At 70.0% G+C, this 20,552-nt stretch carries 17 protein-coding genes, 2 pseudogenes and 1 riboswitch; of the genes and pseudogenes, 12 read left to right on the top strand and 7 right to left on the bottom strand.

All coding sequences use genetic code 11. From position 1 onward, the window contains the following. Nucleotides 1-54: 54 nt before the first annotated feature. Nucleotides 55-657: a COG3650 family protein gene (locus ACZ1HC_RS05640; protein ID WP_472699109.1), complete on the top strand. Its 603-nt coding sequence runs from the start codon at nucleotides 55-57 to the stop codon at nucleotides 655-657. Between the two features lie 17 nt (nucleotides 658-674). On the opposite strand, the gene dapB is transcribed toward ACZ1HC_RS05640, so the two are convergent. Further along, a complete protein-coding gene (gene dapB, locus ACZ1HC_RS05635) occupies nucleotides 675-1,511 on the bottom strand; it encodes a 4-hydroxy-tetrahydrodipicolinate reductase (protein WP_472699108.1) in 837 nt (278 codons plus the stop codon). Nucleotides 1,512-1,583: 72 nt separating this feature from the next. On the opposite strand from dapB, the gene rbfA reads away from it, so the two are divergent. Genes rbfA through truB form a run of 3 tightly spaced genes read left to right on the top strand, consistent with a single transcriptional unit; the run spans nucleotide 1,584 to nucleotide 3,703 of the window. Then, nucleotides 1,584-2,003, top strand: coding sequence for a 30S ribosome-binding factor RbfA (gene rbfA / locus ACZ1HC_RS05630; protein WP_472699107.1), 420 nt, complete (start codon nucleotides 1,584-1,586; stop codon nucleotides 2,001-2,003). Beyond that, nucleotides 1,993-2,748: a phosphodiester glycosidase family protein gene (locus tag ACZ1HC_RS05625; RefSeq protein ID WP_472699106.1), complete on the top strand. Its 756-nt coding sequence runs from the start codon at nucleotides 1,993-1,995 to the stop codon at nucleotides 2,746-2,748. Before rbfA ends, ACZ1HC_RS05625 begins: the two co-directional genes overlap by 11 nt. 52 nt (nucleotides 2,749-2,800) lie before the next feature. Beyond that, nucleotides 2,801-3,703 (top strand): tRNA pseudouridine(55) synthase TruB, encoded by a 903-nt coding sequence (truB, locus tag ACZ1HC_RS05620; RefSeq protein ID WP_472699105.1) that lies wholly within the window; start codon nucleotides 2,801-2,803, stop codon nucleotides 3,701-3,703. Here the strand turns inward: truB and ACZ1HC_RS05615 are convergent. From ACZ1HC_RS05615 to ACZ1HC_RS05605, 3 genes and pseudogenes are all read right to left on the bottom strand, one after another. Further along, nucleotides 3,691-4,383 (bottom strand): thiamine ABC transporter ATP-binding protein, encoded by a 693-nt coding sequence (locus ACZ1HC_RS05615; RefSeq protein WP_472699104.1) that lies wholly within the window; start codon nucleotides 4,381-4,383, stop codon nucleotides 3,691-3,693. The genes truB and ACZ1HC_RS05615 overlap by 13 nt on opposite strands. Next, nucleotides 4,376-5,921 (bottom strand): annotated as a pseudogene (locus tag ACZ1HC_RS05610) (ABC transporter permease family protein). The gene ACZ1HC_RS05615 and the pseudogene ACZ1HC_RS05610 overlap by 8 nt, the downstream one beginning before the upstream one ends. Then, the gene (locus ACZ1HC_RS05605) at nucleotides 5,897-6,877 is read right to left on the bottom strand and encodes a thiamine ABC transporter substrate-binding protein (protein WP_472699103.1); all 981 of its coding nucleotides are present in this window, start codon (nucleotides 6,875-6,877) and stop codon (nucleotides 5,897-5,899) included. The pseudogene ACZ1HC_RS05610 and the gene ACZ1HC_RS05605 overlap by 25 nt, the downstream one beginning before the upstream one ends. 32 nt (nucleotides 6,878-6,909) lie before the next feature. Beyond that, a riboswitch (TPP riboswitch) is annotated at nucleotides 6,910-7,005 on the bottom strand. Between the two features lie 47 nt (nucleotides 7,006-7,052). Between ACZ1HC_RS05605 and mutS the strand changes: the two genes are divergently transcribed. From mutS to phoB, 8 genes and pseudogenes are all read left to right on the top strand, one after another. Next, nucleotides 7,053-9,701 (top strand): DNA mismatch repair protein MutS, encoded by a 2,649-nt coding sequence (mutS, locus tag ACZ1HC_RS05600; protein WP_472699102.1) that lies wholly within the window; start codon nucleotides 7,053-7,055, stop codon nucleotides 9,699-9,701. After that, nucleotides 9,698-10,797: pseudogene (gene aroC, locus ACZ1HC_RS05595) on the top strand (chorismate synthase). The gene mutS and the pseudogene aroC overlap by 4 nt, the downstream one beginning before the upstream one ends. A gap of 149 nt (nucleotides 10,798-10,946) precedes the next feature. Continuing rightward, nucleotides 10,947-11,975, top strand: coding sequence for a substrate-binding domain-containing protein (locus ACZ1HC_RS05590; protein ID WP_472699101.1), 1,029 nt, complete (start codon nucleotides 10,947-10,949; stop codon nucleotides 11,973-11,975). Between the two features lie 64 nt (nucleotides 11,976-12,039). Beyond that, the gene (gene pstC / locus ACZ1HC_RS05585; RefSeq protein WP_472699100.1) at nucleotides 12,040-13,245 is read left to right on the top strand and encodes a phosphate ABC transporter permease subunit PstC; all 1,206 of its coding nucleotides are present in this window, start codon (nucleotides 12,040-12,042) and stop codon (nucleotides 13,243-13,245) included. Continuing rightward, entirely contained in the window at nucleotides 13,242-14,600 is a 1,359-nt protein-coding gene (pstA, locus tag ACZ1HC_RS05580; protein WP_472699099.1) for a phosphate ABC transporter permease PstA, read from the top strand. Before pstC ends, pstA begins: the two co-directional genes overlap by 4 nt. A 23-nt stretch (nucleotides 14,601-14,623) precedes the next feature. Next, the gene (pstB, locus tag ACZ1HC_RS05575) at nucleotides 14,624-15,424 is read left to right on the top strand and encodes a phosphate ABC transporter ATP-binding protein PstB (protein WP_472699098.1); all 801 of its coding nucleotides are present in this window, start codon (nucleotides 14,624-14,626) and stop codon (nucleotides 15,422-15,424) included. Between the two features lie 17 nt (nucleotides 15,425-15,441). Beyond that, nucleotides 15,442-16,167, top strand: coding sequence for a phosphate signaling complex protein PhoU (gene phoU / locus ACZ1HC_RS05570; protein WP_472699097.1), 726 nt, complete (start codon nucleotides 15,442-15,444; stop codon nucleotides 16,165-16,167). A gap of 1 nt (nucleotide 16,168) precedes the next feature. Beyond that, a complete protein-coding gene (gene phoB / locus ACZ1HC_RS05565; protein ID WP_472699096.1) occupies nucleotides 16,169-16,858 on the top strand; it encodes a phosphate regulon transcriptional regulator PhoB in 690 nt (229 codons plus the stop codon). Here the strand turns inward: phoB and ACZ1HC_RS05560 are convergent. The 3 genes from ACZ1HC_RS05560 to petB form a co-directional block, all read right to left on the bottom strand. Then, complete coding sequence (locus tag ACZ1HC_RS05560; RefSeq protein WP_472699095.1) at nucleotides 16,855-17,730, bottom strand: ribokinase; 876 nt, start codon at nucleotides 17,728-17,730, stop codon at nucleotides 16,855-16,857. The genes phoB and ACZ1HC_RS05560 overlap by 4 nt on opposite strands. 107 nt (nucleotides 17,731-17,837) lie before the next feature. After that, nucleotides 17,838-18,635: a cytochrome c1 gene (locus ACZ1HC_RS05555; RefSeq protein WP_472700788.1), complete on the bottom strand. Its 798-nt coding sequence runs from the start codon at nucleotides 18,633-18,635 to the stop codon at nucleotides 17,838-17,840. A 592-nt stretch (nucleotides 18,636-19,227) separates the two neighbouring features. Further along, the gene (petB, locus tag ACZ1HC_RS05550; RefSeq protein ID WP_472699094.1) at nucleotides 19,228-20,550 is read right to left on the bottom strand and encodes a cytochrome b; all 1,323 of its coding nucleotides are present in this window, start codon (nucleotides 20,548-20,550) and stop codon (nucleotides 19,228-19,230) included. Nucleotides 20,551-20,552: the final 2 nt, after the last annotated feature.

The following is a 20,552-nucleotide window of genomic DNA, read 5'->3' as shown; positions in this document are numbered from 1 at the left end:
GGTGCTGGCATGGACCGCCCGGGCCGCTAGACTGACGGGCAGGAGGATCCGTTCATGTTCCGCAGCGCCCTTGCCCTGATGCTTGCCCTTTCCGGCCCCGCCCTGGCCACCCAGGAATACATCCTGCCCAGCCTGTTCGACGTCAGCGGGGTGGCGGCGGGCGATGTCCTGAACATCCGGGCCATGCCGGACGCATCCGCCCCCGTCATCGCCACCCTGCCCCCCGACGCCCGCCGGATCGAGGTGGTCGAGGAACGCCGCGGCTGGGCGCGGGTCAACACCGCCGAGGGGTCGGGCTGGGTCTCGGCGCGCTACCTGGCCTATCGCAGCGACGTGTGGCAGCCGGGCGCGCTGCCCGCCGCCTTCCGCTGCCTGGGGACCGAGCCGTTCTGGGACGCCACGCTGGAAGGCGGCGACCTGGTGCTGCGCAGCCCCGAGGATCAGGCGGGCGACCGCCGCCCGGTGCAGGCGGTGCTGGACACGGGCGTGTTCCGCGACCCCGCGCGGGTGGTGGTGGCGCGGGACATGACGCTGTTTTCCCAGCCGCGGATCTGTTCGGACGGGATGTCGGACCGGCTGTTCGGGTTGTCGGCGACGCTGGTGATCCACGGCGCCAGCCCGCGGCTGCTGTCGGGGTGCTGCACGATCCAGCCCTAGCGGACCGCCCCTGCGGTTCAGTTCAGCCCCAGCACGTCCTGCATGTCGTATTCGCCGGGCCCCTTGTCCTGGCCCCAGATCGCCGCGCGGATGGCGCCGCGCGCGAAGATCGCCCGGTCGGTCGCCAGGTGGCGCAGCACGATCCGTTCGCCCTGGCCCGCGAAGATCACGTCATGTTCGCCCACCACGTCCCCGCCCCGGATCGCCGCAAAGCCGATCGAGCCCGGAACCCGCGCGCCGGTGATCCCCTCGCGCGCGGGGGTGCGCAACGCGGCCAGGGTCGTGCCCCGGCCTTCGGCCGCCGCCTCGCCCAGCATCAGCGCGGTGCCGGACGGGGCATCGACCTTCATGCGGTGATGGGCCTCGACCACCTCGATGTCCCAGTCCTCGCCCAGGGCGGCGGCGACCTTGCGCGTCAGGCCCACCAGCAGGTTCACCCCCAGGCTCATGTTGCCGGCGCGGATGATGGGGGCGTGGCGCGCGGCCGCCCTGAGATGGTCCAGATGCGCCTGTTCCAGGCCGGTGGTGCCGATCACATGGACCGCGCGGGCCTGCGCGGTCAGTTCGGCGAACGTCACGGTGGCGGCGGGCGCGGTGAAGTCGATCACCGCCTGCGCCTGCGCGATCACCGCCACCGCGTCGTCGCTGACCGTCACCCCCAGGGGCGCGCCGCCCATCGCCTCGCCCAGGTCGCGGCCCAGCCAGGGGTGGCCCGGCCGTTCCAGCGCGCCGGCCAGCCGCACCGCGGGGTTGTCCCGGATCAGCCGCACCAGCATCTGCCCCATCCGCCCCGAGGCGCCGGTGACGACGATCCCCGGCAGGGTGGGCGTGTCGGCGTTCTGCAAGTCGCTCATGCGGGCCTCCGGCTGTCCTGGGGGCCTCTTACCCCGTTGCGGCGCGGCCTGCGACCCCCTACATCGGGACACATGGCACAGAACCGCTTTTCCCAAGGGCACGGCCCTTCGCAGCGCCAGCTTCGCGTGGGCGAACTGATCCGCCGCACCCTGTCCGACGTGCTGGCCCGCGCCGATGTCCACGACCCGGACCTGAACCGCCATTCGATCACCGTGGGCGAGGTCCGCACCTCGCCCGATCTGAAGGTCGCGACGGCCTATGTCCTGCCCCTGGGCGGGCGCGGGGCCGAGGACGCGCTGGCCGCGCTGCGCCGCAACGCCCCCGAGCTGCGCCATCTGGTCGCCAAGGCGATGACGCTGAAATACGCGCCCCAGCTACGCTTCCAGCTGGACGAGACCTTCGACCGGATGGACGACACCCGCCGCCTGTTCGCCGATGAACGCGTACGCCGCGATGTGGAAGCCACGGACGAGGATCAGGATGAAGCTTGACCTGCGGCCCCTGGGCGTGGCGGCCGGGATGCTGCTGGCCTGGGCGATCCCCGCGGCGGCCGCGGACTGCAGCCGCATGACCCATGACGGCCAGGGCTATGTCGTCTGCGCGGTCGCGGCCGCGCAAGAACCCGCGCTGCGGCTGTGGCAGGACGGAGAGGACGGCGAGCCCTTGCGCAACTTCGCCAATGTCCGCGCGACCCTGGCCCCCGGCGAGAGCCTGGCCTTCGCCATGAACGCCGGCATGTATCACGCCGACTATCGCCCGGTGGGGCTGCTGGTCATCAACGGGGTGGAACTGCAGCCCATCGTCACGGGGGCCAGCAACGACAACTTCGGGATGCTGCCCAACGGCGTCTTCTGCACCGGCGGCGCGCGTCCCTTCCAGGTGATCGAAAGCCGGGCCTTCGCGGCAGCGCGCCCGGACTGCCGGCTGGCCACCCAGTCGGGGCCGATGCTGGTCATCGACGGCGACCTGCATCCGCGCTTCCTGAGCGATTCGGACAGCCGCTATGTCAGGAACGGCGTGGGCGTGTCGCCCGACGGGCAGACGGCCTGGTTCGCGATTTCCGACCGGGCGGTGACGTTTCACGAATTCGGACGGCTGTTCCGCGACGGGCTGGGGGTGCGCGACGCGCTCTATTTCGACGGATCCATCAGCCGGCTTTACGCGCCGGGGGTGAACCGGGCGGATTTCGGACGGTCGCTGGGGCCGATCATCGGGCTGGTCGAAAGCGCCGGTTGACGGCCCCCGGCCCCGCCGCTATGCCGCCGCCTTCGCTTTCAGGGGGTGCAGCATGGCACGCAAGAAGGGCCGCGACATCAATGGCTGGCTGATCGTGGACAAGCCCGCCGGCGTGACCTCGACCGCCGTGGTGGCCAAGGTCCGCTGGGCGCTGGACGCCAGGAAGGCGGGCCATGCCGGGACGCTGGATCCCGATGCGACGGGCGTGCTGGCCGTGGCCTTGGGCGAGGCCACGAAGACCGTCGCCACCGTCACCGACGCGCTGAAATGCTATGACTTCACAGTGGCCTGGGGGGCCGAGACCACGACCGACGATGCCTCGGGCGAAGTCCTGCGCCGGTCGGATGCCCGCCCCGACCGCGCCGCGATCAGCGCGGCGCTGCCCGCCTTCACCGGAGACATCATGCAGGTGCCGCCTGCCTTTTCCGCCGTCAAGGTCGATGGCGAACGCGCCTACGACCTGGCGCGCGAGGGCGAGGCGCCCGATCTGGCCGCCCGGCCGCTGTGGGTCGAAAGCCTGGCCCTGCTGGACTGTGACCGGGATACCGCGCGGCTTGAGATGGTCTGCGGCAAGGGCGGCTATGTGCGGTCCATCGCCCGCGACCTGGGCCGCGCGCTGGGCTGCCTGGGCCATGTGGCGCATCTGCGCCGCACCTGGTCAGGGCCCTTCGATGCCGGCGACGGCGTGCCCTTCGACCGTATCGACCGCGACGCGCAGGACTGGCTGGACGGCCGGCTTCTGCCGCTGGAGACTGCGCTCGCCGACCTGCCGATGCTGCGCGCCACGCCGGAAGGGGCGATGCGCATCCGCAACGGCAATCCCGGGCAGGTGACGGGCATGGCGGAATGGGGCGATCTGGTCTGGGTGGCCGATGCCGCAGGTCCGGTCTGCATCGGCCGCTATCAGGGCGGCACGGTGCAGCCCGAGAGGGTGTTCAATCTTCAGCCCAGATAAGCCCGCAGCCCCGGCGGCGGATCGTCCAGCAACGGCCCGGTCGGCACCGGCGGGTGGGCCACGCCGCCCTCGACCAGGATCGTCTGCGGCGCGAAGCGGCGGGCGTCGTCCGGGTCGTGGGTGACCATCAGCACCGTGGCGCCGGTCCGGTCGGCGATGCGCGCCAGCAGGGCCAGCATCTCGGATTTCAGGGCCGGGCCAAGCGCCGCGAAGGGCTCGTCCAGCAGCAGCAGCGGGCGGGCCCGCAACAGGACGCGGGCCAGGGCGACGCGGCCCTGCTGGCCGCCGGACAGGTCGGCGGGGCGGCGGTCCGCCAGCCCCTCCAGCCCGACATCGGCCAGCACCTGCGCGACGCGGTCGCGGTCGGCCGGGGACAGGCGCAGGTCGGGCCGCAGGCCCAGCCCGACGTTCTGCGCCACGCTCAGATGCGGGAACAGGTTCTGGTCCTGAAACAGGATCGAGACCGGGCGCTGGCCCGGCGCCATGCCGGTGATGTCTTGGCCGTCCAGCCGGATCCGACCCGATTGCGGCGCCAGAGAGCCGCCCACCAGCGACAGCAGCGTGGATTTCCCCGACCCCGAGGCGCCGATCACGGCCACCCGGGCGCCGCGCTGCACCGCCAGATCGGCCGACAGCGAAAAGCCGCCGCGCACCACCCGGATGGCGTCCAGTTCAAGCAAGGCGGCCTCCACGGTCGAAGATCCAGAACAGCCCCAGGCTCAGCGCCATCAGCAGCACCGCGCAGCCCGCGGCCTCGGCCATGCGATAGCCGTTCATCAACTGGTAAAGCTGCAAGGGCAGGGTCGGCTGGTCGGCGGCGAACAGCGTGATGACCCCCAGATCCCCCATCGCCAGCGCCGCGGCCAGCCCGCCGGCAAAGCCCAGGGGCCGGGCCAGGCGCGGCAGGGTCAGCAGGCGCAGCCGCGCCAGCCCGCGCAGGTCCAGCGAATCGGCCAGCCGCCCGTAATCCTGCTGCAGGCTGCGGGCCGCCGGGATCAGCGCCCGCAGCCCGAAGGGCAGCGCCATGACGGCGTTGATCGCCACCGTCACCGGCAGCGCCAGCGCCTGCGGCGCGACCCAGGGCCGCAGCAGGATGAACAGCCCCGTCCCCAGCACCAGCGGCGAGGCGATGAGCGGCAGCGTCCCGGCCGCTTCCAGCCAGCGCAACCGGCCGCGCGCCAGCCCCAGCGCCAGGCTGAGCCCCAGCCCCAGCGCCAGCAGCGCCGAGACAAGCGCCATGACCGCCGACCGCAGCGCCGCCGCCCAGACCTCGGGCGGCAGGGCAGGGATCTGCGGCAGGCCGCGCAGGATCACCGCCGCCAGCGGAGCGATCAGGAACCCCCGCCCCGGCGATGGCCAGGGCGTCGCCGATCCGGTGCCAGCCGCCCGGCGCAAGCGGTGTCGCGACCGCGTCCAAGCCTGCCCCGAAGGCCGCGGGAACGGCGATCCGGCGGGCCAGCGCCATTGCCGCCAGGCACAGGCCGATCTGGACCAGCCCCAGGCTGGCCGCCCGGCCCAGGTCGAAGTCGAAGCGGAAGGCCTGATAGATCGCCAGCTCCACCGTCGTCGCGCGCGGTCCCCCGCCCAGGGCGAGGGCCACGGTGAAGCTGGTCAGGCAGACCAGGAACACCACCAGCCAGACGCCGGGCAGCACCGCGCGCAGCATCGGCCGTTCCAGATGCCGCGCCAGATCGCCCGGCCCGAACCCCAGCGAGGCCGCCAGCCGGAAGCGTTCGGCCGGGATCGACTGCCAGCCCTGCAGGATCAGCCGCACCGACAGGGGCAGGTTGAAGAACACATGCGCCAGGATCACCCCCTGCCAGCCATAGATCGAGACCTCGGGCAGGCCCAGAAGCCGCAGGGCGTCATTGACGGCGCCGTTGCGGCCAAAGACCGCGACCAGCCCCATGATCGCCACGATCACCGGCAGGATGAAGGGCGCGCCCAGCAGCGTGACCAGGGCGGCCCGGCCCGCAAAGCGCCGCCGCGCCAGGGCGCGGGCCACCGGCACCGCCAGGGCCGCCGACAGCGTGGCCGACAGCGCCGCCTGCCACAGCGTGAACCGGACCGCGCGCCAGTCCCAGGGGCCAAGCCCCGACAGCCCCTGCGCCGCCCAGGCGACGGCCCCCAGCGTGCCCAGGATCAGGACGGCAAGGCCAAGGGCTGCCGCAGCGCCCCCGGCCTCGGCCCGGCTCAGCCCGCGAAGGCCCGCAGCCATTCGTCAAGCGCGGGCTGGCGGGCCGCCTCGGCCTCGTCCTCGGTATAGAACAGGGTCTTTTCGGGGCGGGGCAGGTCGCGCATCACCTGCGGCCATTCGTCCTGCGGCAGCTTGGCGGGCAGGGACCAGTTGGCCAGCGGGATCACCTTCTGGAACTCGGGCGTCAGGATCCAGTCCATGAAGCGTTGCGCCAGTTCCGGCTGGTCGGTGGTGCGGACCTGGGCCGCCACCTCGGCCATGAAGTAATGGCCTTCGGGGAAGATCGCGGCCTTCTTGGTCGGGTCGTCCTCGGCCGCGATGTGATAGGCGGGCGAGGTGGTGTATGACAGCACCATGTCGGCCTCGCCCTCGGTGAACATGCCGTAGGATTCCGACCAGCCCTTGGTGACGGTCAGCACCTTGGGGGCAAGCTTCGCCCAGGCGTCCGGCGCCTGATCGCCATAGACCGCCTTGACCCACAGCAGCAGCGCCAGACCGCTGACCGATGATCGCGGATCCTGGATGACGATCTTCAGATCGTCCGGCGCGTCCAGCAGTTCGGCGAAACTGGCGGGGGGACTCTTCAGCCGGGTCTCGTCATAGACGAAGGCCGTCTCGCCCCAGTTGTAGGGCAGGAAGATGTCGTCGGTCCATGCGATGGGCATCGACAGCCCGGTGGTGTCCTGCCCGTGCGGCGCGAACAGCCCCGATGCGCGGGCACGCGCCGTCACGTCGGTGTTCAGGCCGAAGACGATGTCGGCCTCGGTCCGCTCGCCCTCCATCAGGATGCGGGACAACTCGTCCCCGGTGACGAAGCGCAGGTCGCAGGCGCAGAAGGCTTCGAACCCTTCCTCGATCTTCGGGCCGGGTCCCCATTCGCTGGTGATCGATTCGCCGGCATAGACGGTCAGGACGGGTCGTTCCTGCGCCACGGCCGGGGCCGCGGCCAGAAGGGCAAGCATCAGGGGCAGTCTCATCGCTGTCTCCTTTCCACAAGGGTTGCCGAAAGAAAGGACAGCGTCACCTTCCCTCCGCCGGTGTTAGCCGGATCAGGTTCAACGGGTCCGCTTGCGCGTCTCAGCCACTTGGCCCCCGAGGTGGGGTCGAATGTAGGGATTTCGCGCGCCCGCGCAAGCGGCTAGAAAAGCCGCCATGACCAAGGACGCGAGCGAACAGCCCACCCCGATGATGGCGCAATACCTGGCGATCCGGGACGCCAATCCCGGCGCGCTGCTGTTCTATCGCATGGGCGACTTCTACGAGATGTTCTTCGACGACGCGGTGGCCGCCGCCGCCGCGCTGGACATCGCGCTGACCCGGCGCGGCACGCATGGGGGTGAACCGATCCCGATGTGCGGCGTGCCGGTCCATGCCGCCGAGGGCTATCTGCTGACGCTGATCCGCAAGGGCTTCCGCGTCGCCATCGCCGAGCAGGTGGAAGACCCGGCCGAGGCCCGCAAGCGCGGCTCGAAGTCGGTGGTGGCGCGCGAGGTGGTGCGGCTGGTGACGCCGGGAACGCTGACCGAGGAATCGCTGCTGGAAGCGCGGCGGCACAATTTCCTGGCGGCCTTCGCGCAGGTGCGCGAGGAGAGCGCGCTGGCCTGGGTGGATATCTCGACCGGCGCCTTCCAGGTGATGGACTGCGCCTTGGCGCGGTTGGCCCCGGAACTGGCCCGCCTGTCCCCGCGCGAGGTGCTGGTGGCGGACCCGGCCCTGCGCGACCTGATCGAGGAGGCCGGCGCGGCCATGACCGACCTGCCGGCCAGCGCCTTCGACAGCGCGGCGGGGCAGCGGCGGCTCTGCGCGCTTTACGGCGTGGACACGCTGGACGGCTTCGGCAGCTTCACCCGCGCGGAACTGGCGGCGATGGGGGCCATCGTCGACTACCTGGACCTGACGCAGAAGGGCAGGCTGCCCCTGCTGCGCCCGCCCGTGCGCGAACGGGCTGGCGGAGCGATGCAGATCGACGCCGCGACCCGGCGCAACCTGGAACTGACCCAAGCCCTGTCGGGCGGGCGCGAGGGGTCGCTGCTGGCGGCCATCGACCGCACGGTGACGGCGGCGGGGGCGCGGCTGCTGGAACGGCGCGTCGGCGCGCCAAGCTGCGATCTGGCGCTGATCCAGGCGCGCCACGACGCGGTGGCGATGCTGGTCGACGACCCGCGGCTGCTGGCGGACCTGCGCATGGCGCTGGCCCGCGTCCCCGACATGGACCGGGCGCTGTCGCGGCTGGCGCTGGACCGGGGCGGGCCGCGCGATCTGGGGGCGATCCGCGCCGGGCTGGCGCAGGGCGGGGCGATCGCGGCGCGGCTGCCCGCTGACTGCGCGCCGGTGCTGGCGGATGCCGCGCGCGACCTGACCGGCCAGGGCGACCTGATCGGGCTGCTGGACGAGGCGCTGGTGGCCGAACCGCCGCTGCTGGCCCGCGACGGCGGCTTCGTCGCCGCCGGTCACGACGCCGATCTGGACCAGACCCGCCGCCTGCGCGACGAGGGGCGCGGCGTCATCGCCGGGATGCAGGCCGATTACGCGGCGCTGGCCGGGGTGCCAAGCCTGAAGATCAGGCACAACAACGTGCTGGGATATTTCATCGAGACGACGACCACCCATGCCGAACGCATGATGGCCCCGCCGCTGAACGCGACCTTCATCCACCGCCAGACCACCGCCAACCAGATCCGCTTCACCACCCTCGAACTGTCGGATCTGGAAACGCGGATCCTCAACGCCCGCGACCGCGCGCTGGAGATCGAGCGGGCGATCTTCGAGCGGCTGCGCGCCGCCGTTCTGGACCGCGCCGGCCCCATCGCCCAGGCGGCCCGCGCCCTGGCCGAGATCGACCTGGCGGCCGCCTTCGCCGACATCGCCGCGGGCGAGGGCTGGACGCGGCCCGTCGTGGACGACAGCCGCGCCTTCGTCATCGAAGGCGGCCGCCATCCGGTCGTGGAACGCGCGCTGAAGCGCAAGGCCGACAGCTTCGTGGCCAATGACTGCGCGCTGACCGAAGGCGATACCCCGGCGATCTGGCTGCTGACAGGCCCGAACATGGCCGGCAAATCGACCTTCCTGCGCCAGAACGCGCTGATCGCGGTGCTGGCGCAGGCCGGGTCCTTCGTGCCCGCCCGCCGCGCCCGGATCGGCTTGGTCAGCCAGCTTTTCAGCCGCGTGGGCGCCGCCGACGACCTGGCGCGGGGCCGGTCCACCTTCATGGTCGAAATGGTGGAAACCGCCGCCATCCTGAACCAGGCCGACGACCGCGCCCTGGTGATCCTGGACGAAATCGGGCGCGGCACCTCGACCTGGGACGGCTTGTCGATCGCCTGGGCAGTGATGGAACATCTGCACGCGGCCAATCGCTCCCGGGCGCTGTTCGCCACCCATTATCACGAGCTGACGGCGCTGTCCGCCCGGCTGGACGGCGTGGAAAACGCCACCGTCGCGGTGCGCGAATGGGACGGCGAGGTGATCTTCCTGCACGAGGTCAGGAAGGGCGCGGCCGACCGCAGTTATGGCGTGCAGGTGGCGCGGCTGGCGGGGCTGCCGGCCTCGGTGGTCGAACGCGCCCGCGCGGTGCTGGACGCGCTGGAATCGGGCGAACGCGAGGGGGCGGTGCGTCCTGCCGCGCTGATCGACGACCTGCCGCTGTTTCGCGCCGCGCCCCCCGCCCCGCCGCCCGCCACCAAGGCCAAGGACAGCCCGCTGGAGGCGCGGATGAAGGACATCCACCCCGATGCCCTGACCCCGCGCGAGGCGCTGGATCTGATCTATGACCTGAAAGCCCTGAGCAAGGAAACCGCATGAGCTTCAACACCTTCGGCCGCGTGTTCCGCTTCACCACCTGGGGCGAAAGCCACGGCCCCGCCCTGGGCGCCACCGTCGATGGCGTGCCCCCCGGCGTGGCCCTGGACGAGGCTTTCATCCAGGCCTTCCTGGACCGCCGCCGCCCCGGCACCAGCAAGCACACCACCCAGCGGCGCGAGGCCGACCAGGTGCGGATCCTGTCCGGCGTCTTCGATGGGTTCACCACCGGCACGCCGGTCCAGCTGATGATCGAGAACACCGACCAGCGGTCCAAGGATTACGGCGAAATCGCCCAGGCCTTCCGTCCGGGCCATGCCGACATCACCTATCACCTGAAATACGGCCACCGCGATTATCGCGGCGGCGGGCGGTCCTCGGCGCGCGAAACCGCGGCCCGGGTCGCGGCGGGGGGCGTGGCGCAGGCGGTGCTGCGCGACCTGCTGCCGGATCTGCGCATCACCGGATACATGGTGCAGATGGGGACGCTGCACCTGGAGCGGGCGCGCTTCGACGCCAATGCCATTGGCGACAACCCGTTCTTCCTGCCTGACGCGACGGCGGTGGACCAGTGGTCCGATTATCTGGACGCCATCCGCAAGGACCAGAACAGCGTCGGCGCCGCGATCGAGGTTCTGGTCGAGGGCTGCCCCCCGGCCTCGGCGCCCCGGTTTATGCCAAGCTGGACACCGATCTGGCCGCCGCGATGATGTCGATCAACGCGGTGAAGGGCGTCGAGATCGGCGAGGGCATGGCTGCCGCCGCCCTGACGGGCACCGGCAACGCCGACGAGATCCGCATGGGTAAGGACGGCCCGATCTTCCTGTCCAACCACGCCGGCGGCATCCTGGGCGGCATCAGCACCGGCCAGCCGATCGTGGTCCGCTTCTCGGTCAAGCCGACCAGTTCCATCACCACGCCCCGCCGCAGCATCGACCGCCACGGCACGGAAATCGACCTGATGACCAGGGGCCGCCACGATCCCTGCGTGGGCATCCGCGCCGTGCCGGTGGCCGAGGCGATGGCCGCCTGCGTGATCCTGGACCACCTGCTGTTGGACCGCGCCCAGACCGGGGGCGCGCGGGGGCGGATCGGCTGATCGCCACCGGACCGGCACCGAATCCGCACCGAATCCTTCGGGAAAGGCCGTTTTGTCATGAAAATGTCATGATTCTTTTGCACAAGCGTCACCTGTGGCGCTTAGGTCACGCACAGCCCCGACTGGGCGTGAAGCAACAGGAGAGATCCATGTCCACCGTGAAACTCACCGTCTCGGCCCTGGCCGTGATCGCCGCCTCGGCCACGACCGCGGCCGCCCGCGATCAGATCCAGGTGTCGGGATCGTCCACCGTGCTGCCCTATTCCACCATCGTCGCCGAACTGTTCGGCGAGAACATGGACTTCCCCGTTCCCGTCGTCGAATCCGGCGGGACGGGCGCGGGCCTGCAGAAGTTCTGCGAAGGGATGGGCGAAAGCACCGTCGATATCGCCAATGCCAGCCGCGCCATCCGCGACAGCGAACGCGAGACCTGCACCGCCAACGGCGTGACCGACATCATGGAGGTCCGCATCGGCTATGACGGGATCGTCTTCGCCAATGCCGCCGGCGGCCCGGACTTCGCCTATACGCCCGCCGACTGGTTCAACGCCCTGGCCGCCAAGGTCGTGCGCGACGGCCAGATCGTGGACAACACCGCCGCCACCTGGTCCGAGGTGAACCCGGATCTGCCGGATCAGGAAATCCTGGCCTTCGTTCCCGGCACCAAGCACGGCACGCGCGAGGTCTTCGAGGAAAAGGTCATGCTGGCCGGCTGCGAGCAATCCGGCGCCATGGAGGCCTTCGTGGCCTCGGGCATGGACGAGGACGCGGCCGAGCAAGCCTGCATGACGCTGCGCACCGATGGCCGCGCCGTGGACATCGACGGCGACTATACCGAGACGCTGTCGCGCATCGAAAGCTCTCCCAACGGGATCGGCGTCTTCGGCCTGTCGTTTTACGAAAACAACACCGACAAGCTGAAGGTCGGCACCATGTCCGGCGTCGCCCCCTCGACCGAGACGATTTCATCGGGCGAATACCCGGTGTCGCGTCCGCTGTTCTTCTACGTCAAGAAGGCCCATATCGGCGAGATCCCCGGTCTCAAGGAGTTCGTGGAATTCTTCGTCTCCGACGAGATCGCCGGTCCCGACGGTCCGCTGGCCGAATACGGCCTGGTGTCGGACCCCGAACTGGCCGCCACCCAGGAAGCCGTCGCCAACGAGACGGTGATGCAGTAAGACCCGGCGGGCGGTGGCAGAACCGGCCGCCGCCCGGCCCTCCGTTCCCTGAAGGACTGCCCGAATGCCGTTGTCATGGGCGATTTTCGCAAGCTTCCTGCTGGCCGCCGCCGGTTACGCCATCGGCCGCGGCCGGGCCTTCGCCGCGGCCGGGTCCGACATCCGCAAGCTGCACAGCCGCCCCACCTATCACGGCTACAGCGTCGCACTGACGGCGCTGTTCCCGCCGCTGGCGGTTCTGGCCGTGGCCTCGGTCCTGCGGCTGGCGGATGTGCTGCCGGCGGACGGGGGGCCGGTCGTGGGACTGGTGGCGCTGGCTGCGGCCGTGGGCGGGCTTGGCTGGGGCGTGACGCGCGTCGGGCGCGACTTCCAGGCCCGCAACGTGGTCGAACGCATGGTGCTGGGCCTGCTGATGCTGTGTTCGCTGATCGCCATCGTGACGACCGTCGGGATCGTGCTGTCGCTGGTCTTCGAGACCGCGCGCTTCTTCCAGGTCTATGACTGGCAGACCTTCTTCTTCGGCACCGAATGGACGCCCCGTTTCCAGGGCAATTCGCAGCTGGGCATCCTGCCGCTGCTGTGGGGCACGCTTTACATCAGCTTCATCGCGCTGCTGGTCGCGGTGCCCATCGGACTGTTCGCCGCCATCTACATGTCGGAATACGCGAGCGGCCGCGTCCGCGGCTTGGTCAAGCCCGCCATCGAGGTTCTGGCGGGGATCCCTACCATCGTCTATGGCCTGTTCGCCCTGATCACCGTCGGCCCGCTTCTGCGCGACTATTTCGCGCAACCGCTGGGGCTGGGCAATTCGGGATCCTCGGTGCTGACGGCGGGGCTGGTCATGGGCATCATGCTGATCCCCTTTGTCAGTTCGCTGTCCGACGACATCATCAACGCGGTGCCGCAATCGCTGCGCGACGGGGCGCTGGCCCTGGGCTCCACGCCGTCGGAAACCGTGCGCCAGGTGGTGCTGCCCGCCGCCCTTCCGGGCATCGTCGGGGCCATCCTGCTGGCCGCCAGCCGCGCCATCGGCGAGACGATGATCGTGGTGCTGGGCGCGGGCGCGGCCGCGCAGATGAGCCTCAACCCGCTTGAGGCGATGACCACCATCACCGTCAAGATCGTCAGCCAGCTGACCGGCGACAGCGACTTCAACTCGCCCGAGACGCTGGTGGCCTTCGCGCTGGGGCTGACGCTGTTCGTCATCACCCTGGCGCTGAACGTGGTCGCGCTGATCATCGTGCGCAAATATCGCGAGCAATACGAATGACCGACCTGCCGCTGTCCAGCCCCGCCGCCGCGCCGGCCCGACGCAACGGGTCGCTGCTGGCCCAGGACGACCGCACCCGCCGCCGCAATGCCGCCGAGCGGCGCTTCCGCCTTTACGGGGTGCTAGCCATCGCGGTGTCGATGATCGCCCTGGTGGTGCTTCTGGCGACGATCCTGGCCGGCGGGGCGGGGGCCTTCCGCCAGACCTATCTGAACATCCCCGTCACACTGGACCCCGAGGTTCTGGATCCCCGCGGCAACCGCGACCCCGCCGAGATGGCCAAGGTGCTGACCCTGTCCTACGGCCGGGTGCTGGATGCCGCGGTCGAGGACGCGGTGGCGCGCCACGGCATCCGCATCGAGGGGCTGTCGCAGGACGACATCGACGGGCTGATCTCGCGCGAGGCGTCGGCGCAGGTCCGCGACCGGGTGCTGGCCAACCCGGACCTGGTGGGGCAGACGGTCGACTTCGACGTGCTGGTGGGGGGCCGCATCGACGGCTACTTCAAGGGCCGCGTCACCCTGGACAGCGCCGAACGCGATGCCAACACCTCGCCCCAGCAGCTGATGCTGGCGCAGGAACTGGCGGATCGCGGCGACATCGTCACCCGCTTCAACTGGGACTTCCTGACCAATGCCGACGCCTCGGACCAGCGGCCCGAGGCGGCGGGCGTCGGCGCGGCGATCCTGGGGTCGTTCTACATGATGCTGGTGGTGCTGGTCCTGGCGGTGCCGATCGGGGTCGCCGCCAGCATCTATCTTGAAGAGTTCGCCCCCCGGAACCGCCTGACCGACCTCATCGAGGTCAACATCTCGAATCTGGCGGCCGTGCCGTCGATCGTCTTCGGCATCCTGGGGCTGGCGGCCTTCATCAACTTCGCCGGCCTGCCGCAATCGGCGCCCATCGTCGGCGGTCTGGTGCTGACGCTGATGACGCTGCCGCGCATCATCATCCCGGCGCGCGCGGCGCTGAAGGCCGTGCCGCCCTCGATCCGCGACGCGGCGCTTGGGGTGGGGGCGTCCAAGATGCAGTCGGTCTTCCACCACGTCCTGCCGCTGGCCACGCCGGGCATCCTGACGGGCATGATCCTGGGCCTGGCCCAAGCCCTGGGGGAAACCGCGCCCCTGCTGCTGATCGGCATGGTGGCCTTCATCCGCGACCTGCCCGGCGGCCTGCCCGAGGGGCTGTTCGATCCCGCATCCGCGCTGCCGGTGCAGGTCTTCAACTGGACCCAGCGTTCCGACCCCGCCTTCATCGAGCGCGCCTCGGGCGCCATCATCGTTCTTCTGGTCTTCCTCCTGTGCATGAACCTGCTGGCCATCTGGCTGCGCCGCCGGTTCGAGCGCCGGTGGTGAACATGCCCCAAGCGAGGCCCCCCATGTATGACACGACCCGCCGCCCGGAGGCTGCCGTGACCCCCGACGACATCAAGATCCAGGCCCGCAAGGTGCAGGTCTTCTATGGCGACAAGCACGCGCTGAAGGATGTCGATGTGGACATCCTGGACAAGACCGTGACCGCCTTCATCGGCCCCTCGGGCTGCGGCAAGTCCACCTTCCTGCGCTGCATCAACCGCATGAACGACACCATCCCCATCGCCCGGGTCGAGGGAGAGATCCTTCTGGACGGCGAGGATATCTATGATCGCCGCGTCGATCCGGTGCAGCTGCGCGCCAAGGTGGGCATGGTGTTCCAGAAGCCGAACCCCTTCCCGAAGTCGATCTACGACAACGTGGCCTACGGTCCCCGCATCCACGGCCTGGCCCGGAACCGCGCGGAACTGGACGGCATCGTCGAAAAGGCCCTGCGCGGCGCGGCGTTGTGGAACGAGGTCAAGGACCGCCTGAGCGAGCCCGGCACCGGCCTGTCGGGCGGCCAGCAGCAACGGCTGTGCATCGCCCGCGCCGTCGCCACCAGCCCCGAGGTCCTGCTGATGGACGAGCCCTGCTCCGCGCTGGACCCCATCGCCACCGCCCAGGTCGAGGAATTGATCGAGGAGCTGCGCGAGCAGTTCTCGGTCGTGATCGTGACCCATTCCATGCAGCAGGCCGCCCGGGTCAGCCAGAAGACGGCCTTCTTCCACCTGGGCAACCTTGTCGAATACGGCGACACCGACGACATCTTCACCAGGCCGAGGGACAGCCGGACCGAGGCCTATATCTCGGGCCGGATCGGCTGACACAGGGGGCAGGCAACATGAACCGCGAAAAGCACATCTCATCGGCCTTCGACCGCGATCTGGAAGCCATCCAGGCGCTGGCGGTCAAGATGGGCGGCATGGTCGAGGCCGCCATCCACGACGCCGCCACCGCGCTGGAAACCCGCGACGAGGAGCTGGCCGAACAGGTGCGGCGCCGCGACAAGGCGATCGACGACCTCGAGGCGCGGCTGAACGAGGACGCGGCCCGGCTGATCGCCCTGCGCGCCCCCACCGCCACCGACCTGCGCATGGTGCTGGCGGTGATGAAGATCGCCCATTCGCTTGAACGCGCGGGCGACCATGCCAAGAACATCGCCAAGCGCACCCATGTCCTGTCGCAGATGCCGCCCATCGAGGGCGCCGGCCTGGCGCTGCGCCGGATGAGCCAGGCGGTCGGCAAGATGGTGCAGGACGCGCTGGACAGCTATATCCGCCGCGACGCCGCCCTGGCCGAGGACGTCCGGCAGCGCGACCTGGAAGTGGACCAGATGTACAACGCCCTGTTCCGCGAGTTCCTGACCCACATGATGGAGGATCCGCGCAACATCACCGCCTGCATGCACCTGCACTTCATCGCCAAGAACGTCGAACGCATGGGCGATCTGGCCACCGCCATCGCCGAACAGGTGATCTATCTGGTCACGGGCGTGGTGCCCGAGGACAGCCGGCCCCGGGACAACAGCGTGCCGGACATCGGCACGGGCGCCACGGCCCGAGGCTGAGATGAGCCGCCAAGCCCCCTGCGTCCTGGTGGTCGAGGACGAAGGCGCGCAGCGCGAGGTGCTGCAATACAACCTCGAGGCCGAAGGCTTCGCGGTCGTTGTCGCCGACAACGGCGAGGACGCGCTGCTGCTGGTCCAGGAGGAGCAGCCCGATCTGCTGGTGCTGGACTGGATGCTGCCCCGCGTCTCGGGGATCGAGGTCTGCCGCCAGGTCAAGGCCGACCCGGCGACGCGGTCCATCCCCATCATCATGCTGTCCGCCCGCAGCGAGGAGGCCGACCGCGTGCGCGGCCTGGAAACCGGGGCGGACGACTATGTGGTGAAGCCCTATTCGGTGGTCGAACTGATGGCCCGGCTGCGCACGCAGTTGCGCCGCACCCGGCCCGCCAGCATGGGCGAGCGGCTGTCCTTCGGCGACATCATCCTGGACGCCGCCGAACACCGCGTCTTCCGGGCGGGACGGGCGCTGCATCTGGGACCGACCGAGTTCCGGCTGCTGTCCACCCTGATGGAGAGGCCTGGCCGCGTCTGGACGCGCGAACAGTTGCTGGACCGGGTCTGGGGCCGCGACATCTATGTGGACACGCGCACCATCGACGTGCACGTGGGCCGCCTGCGCAAGGCGCTGATGCAGAACGGCGGCGACAACCCGGTTCGGACGGTGCGCGGCGCCGGCTATTCGCTGGGCTAGGCGCGGTCCGCGATGAAGGCCGTGACCTCGCTCAGCGCGGGGACGGCGTCGCCCGCACCGGGTCGCGTGACCTTCAGCGCCGCCGCCCCCGAGGCCAGCCGCAACGCCGCCGGAACCGCCTCGCCCCGGTCCAGCGCCGCGGCGAAATAGCCCGCGAAGGTGTCGCCGGCCCCGGTGGTATCGACCGCGCGCACGGCAAAGGCCGCTTGGCGATGGACGGTGCCGGTGGTCAGGTCGCGGTATTCCGCGCCTTCGGCACCGCGCGTGATCAGCAGCCCTTCGACCGGCGGATCGCCGGGCATCGCCGCGAACAGCTCCTCGGCCTCGCCCGCGTTGAGCGCCAGGACGGACACATGCGGCAGGACGTCCCGCACGGCGGCGATGTCAAAGGGTGCCGCCGAATAGATCACCCGCGCCCCTGCCGCCCGCGCCCGGCGCGCGGCCTCGACCTGGCAGCTTGTCTCGTTCTGGATCAGCAGCGTGTCCTGCGGCTGGATGGGGGCCAGAGATTCGTGCAGCATCTCGGCGGTGATGGCGCGGTTCGCGCCGGGGTGGATGACGATCGCGTTCTCGGCCCCCTCGTCCAGCAGGATGATGGCGTGGCCCGTCGCCTGATCCGCTAGGCGCCGGATGCCGGCGACACCGACCCCGGCATCCTGCAGGCGCTGAATCACCCAGTCCTCGTCCTGGCCGGTGGCGCCGATGTGCCGGGTGACGGCGCCCGCCCGCGCCGCCGCGATGGACTGATTCGCCCCCTTGCCCCCCAGGCCGCGGAAATAGCTTCGCGCGGCCAGCGTCTCGCCCGGCCGGGGCAGGCGGTCCAGCCGATAGACATGGTCGATGTTGATCGAGCCCAGGTTCCAGATGGCCATGTGTTCTCCGATGTCCCGCCCGAGAGGCAAGCAGGGCGTCGCCCGCGTTGTCAACGAAAGACGCGCCCCGCAGGGGGCGCGTCAGGGTCTTGCGGCGCTGAGAGGGATCAGCGGTGCAGGTTCTTGCCCTTGTGGGGCGCCCAGATCCGCTTGTTGGTCAGATACAGCAGCGAGGTCAGGACGATCAGGAACAGCACGGCCACCAGGCCGACCTGCTTGCGGTCGGTCAGCTTGGGCTCGGCCGTCCACATCAGGTAGGCCGCCACGTCGCGCGCCATCTGATCGACCGTGGCGGGCGTGCCGTCCTGATAGGTCACCGCATCGTCCGTCAGCGGCGGAGGCATGGCGATGTAGCCGCTGGGAAAGGCGGTGTTTTCATACAGCACCGCGCCGGCCTCCTCGACCTGTTCGCCGGTATAGCTGGTCAGGATCGCGTGGATGTATTCCGGCCCGCCGATGCCCTTCAGCAGCTGGTTGATGCCGGTCCCGTAGGGGCCGTGGAACCCCGCGCGGGCCTTTGCCATCAGCGACAGGTCGGGACCCATGCCCTCGCCTGTCACCGTCGGGAAATGGTCCGTCGGCAGGCGGGCGCGTTCCTCGCCGGTCTCGGGATCCAGGATCGGGGTCAGGGCCGCGGCGTAGGCGCGGACCTGATCCTCGGGCAGGCCGGGGCCGCCGTCGTCGTGCAGGGTGCGGATCGGCACGAACTTCAGGCCGTGGCAGGCCGCGCAGACCTCGGTATAGACCTGAAGCCCGCGCTGCAGCTGGAATTGGTCGAAGGTGCCGAACGGACCCTCGAAGCTGAAGGCGATGTCCTCGATATGGCCGCCGCCGTGGTCGCCGCCGCCGTGGTCCTCCTCCTCGGCGGCCTGTCCCTCGACGTCGTCGTGACGTTCGACCGCCACGACCGTGCCGGTGGTTTCGGCCGGGACTGCGGCTTCCTCGCCCTCGGTCAGGCCGACGGCGTCTGCGGCTTGCGCGCCGTCTTCCGCCGCGGCGCCGGCTTCAGGATCGCCAGCCGGCTCCTGGATCGCGGCGGGCGCGTCTGCGGCCGGGGCCTCGGCGGGCGTGTCGCCGTCGGTCGCGGTGGCGGTGGGGGCTTGCGGCGCCTCCATCGGCGTCAGCTCGCCTCCGGCCGGTTCCGAGGTCGGTTCGGACGACTGCGTGGGCGCGGTCGCGGATTCGCCGGTCGGGGTTTCCCCCGAACCGGCCTCGACGGGGGCCGGGGCCGCGGGGGCTTCGGCCGCAGGAGCGGGGGCTGCAGGGGCCTGGGCCGCAGGGGCTTCCGCCGCGGGGGCCTGGGCCTGGGCCGGGGCGGCCTCGCCTTCGGTCGCCGGCGGGATGGCCGCAGGCTGGGGTGCCTGCTGCGTCTCGGCGTCTTGCGGGGCCGGGGCGATCGTGACGGCCTGCTGCGCAAGGGCAGCGCCGCCGGCAGAGATCGCCAGGGCCAGAGCGGCCGTGAGCGACGTGGTTCTCAGGGTCATTGTCCGGCTCTCCTTACTCGGCCATGCGCGTGGGCGAATTGTGATGCGCAAGGTAGTCTTGCTCGATCGTGGCGGGCATCGGCTGGGGCTTCTCGAAAATGCCCAGAAGCGGCAGGATGACCAGGAAGTAGGCGAACCAGTAGGCCGAGGCGATCAGCGAGATCGTCGCATAGGGCTCCTCGGCCGGCATCGCGCCGCACCACATCAGCAGCACGAAGTCGAAGGCCAGCAGCCAGTACCACCACTTGAACTGCGGGCGATAGCGGCCCGAGCGGACCCGGCTGGTGTCCAGCCAAGGCACCAGCGCCATGACCAGGATGGCGCCGAACATCGCCAGTACGCCGAAGAACTTGGCGTCGATGATGCCGAAGGACAGGAACTGGACGATCTGCACGATCCAGACGTCGGCCGTGAAGGCGCGCAGGATCGCGTAGAAGGGCAGGAAGTACCATTCGGGCACGATATGGGCCGGGGTCGCCAGCGGGTTCGCCTCGATGTAGTTGTCGGGGTGGCCCAGGTAGTTCGGCATGAAGCCGACGACCGCGAAGAACAGCACCAGCACCACGCCCAGCGCGAACAGGTCCTTCATGATGAAGTAGGGCCAGAAGGGCAGGGTGTCCCTGGCGGCCTCTTCCTTGCTGGTGCGGCGCACCTCGACCCCGGTGGGGTTGTTGTTGCCGGTGGTGTGGAAGGCCCAGACATGGACCACGACCAGCGCCGCGATGACGAAGGGCAGCAGGTAATGCAGCGAGAAGAAGCGGTTCAGCGTCGCGTTGTCCACGGCCGGCCCGCCCAGCAGCCATTGCTGGATCGGCGCCCCGATCCCCGGGATGGCACCAAAGAGGCCGGTGATCACCGTGGCGCCCCAGAAGGACATCTGCCCCCAGGGCAGCACGTAGCCCATGAAGGCCGTGGCCATCATCAGGACATAGATCAGGATCCCGATGATATAGGTCACCTCGCGCGGCGCCTTGTAGTTGCCGTAGTAGAGGTTGCGGAACATGTGCAGATACACCGCCAGGAAGAACAGCGAGGCGCCGTTGGCGTGCAGATAGCGCAGCATGTAGCCGCCGTTCACGTTGCGCATGATGTGTTCGACGCTGGCGAAGGCCATGTCGACATGCGGCGTGTAGTGCATCACCAGCACGATGCCGGTGACGATCTGGAGGACCAGGCAGAACATCAGCACGATGCCCCAGATCCACATCCAGTTCAGGTTCTTCGGCGTGGGGATCATGATCGTGTCATAGATCACCCCGGCGATCGGCAGGCGGCGGTAGAGCCACTTTTCGAAGCGCGTCTTGGGCTCGTAATGGTCGTGCGGAATTCCGGCCATCG

It is taken from the genome of Paracoccus sp. BR5-17 (genome assembly GCF_055693925.1).
Note: the sequence above shows the minus strand (reverse complement) of the source record. Positions and strands in the feature narration are given on the sequence as shown.

What these genes read in the sequence shown, in the direction of transcription:
- phoB (WP_472699096.1), top strand. Translation starts at nt 16,169, where the DNA reads ATGAGCCGCCAAGCCCCCTGCGTCCTGGTGGTCGAGGACGAAGGCGCG.
- petB (WP_472699094.1), bottom strand. Translation starts at nt 20,550, where the DNA reads ATGGCCGGAATTCCGCACGACCATTACGAGCCCAAGACGCGCTTCGAA.
- ACZ1HC_RS05640 (WP_472699109.1), top strand. Translation starts at nt 55, where the DNA reads ATGTTCCGCAGCGCCCTTGCCCTGATGCTTGCCCTTTCCGGCCCCGCC.
- pstB (WP_472699098.1), top strand. Translation starts at nt 14,624, where the DNA reads ATGTATGACACGACCCGCCGCCCGGAGGCTGCCGTGACCCCCGACGAC.
- pstC (WP_472699100.1), top strand. Translation starts at nt 12,040, where the DNA reads ATGCCGTTGTCATGGGCGATTTTCGCAAGCTTCCTGCTGGCCGCCGCC.
- phoU (WP_472699097.1), top strand. Translation starts at nt 15,442, where the DNA reads ATGAACCGCGAAAAGCACATCTCATCGGCCTTCGACCGCGATCTGGAA.
- dapB (WP_472699108.1), bottom strand. Translation starts at nt 1,511, where the DNA reads ATGAGCGACTTGCAGAACGCCGACACGCCCACCCTGCCGGGGATCGTC.
- ACZ1HC_RS05605 (WP_472699103.1), bottom strand. Translation starts at nt 6,877, where the DNA reads ATGAGACTGCCCCTGATGCTTGCCCTTCTGGCCGCGGCCCCGGCCGTG.
- pstA (WP_472699099.1), top strand. Translation starts at nt 13,242, where the DNA reads ATGACCGACCTGCCGCTGTCCAGCCCCGCCGCCGCGCCGGCCCGACGC.
- rbfA (WP_472699107.1), top strand. Translation starts at nt 1,584, where the DNA reads ATGGCACAGAACCGCTTTTCCCAAGGGCACGGCCCTTCGCAGCGCCAG.
- ACZ1HC_RS05590 (WP_472699101.1), top strand. Translation starts at nt 10,947, where the DNA reads ATGTCCACCGTGAAACTCACCGTCTCGGCCCTGGCCGTGATCGCCGCC.
- mutS (WP_472699102.1), top strand. Translation starts at nt 7,053, where the DNA reads ATGACCAAGGACGCGAGCGAACAGCCCACCCCGATGATGGCGCAATAC.
- ACZ1HC_RS05625 (WP_472699106.1), top strand. Translation starts at nt 1,993, where the DNA reads ATGAAGCTTGACCTGCGGCCCCTGGGCGTGGCGGCCGGGATGCTGCTG.
- truB (WP_472699105.1), top strand. Translation starts at nt 2,801, where the DNA reads ATGGCACGCAAGAAGGGCCGCGACATCAATGGCTGGCTGATCGTGGAC.
- ACZ1HC_RS05560 (WP_472699095.1), bottom strand. Translation starts at nt 17,730, where the DNA reads ATGGCCATCTGGAACCTGGGCTCGATCAACATCGACCATGTCTATCGG.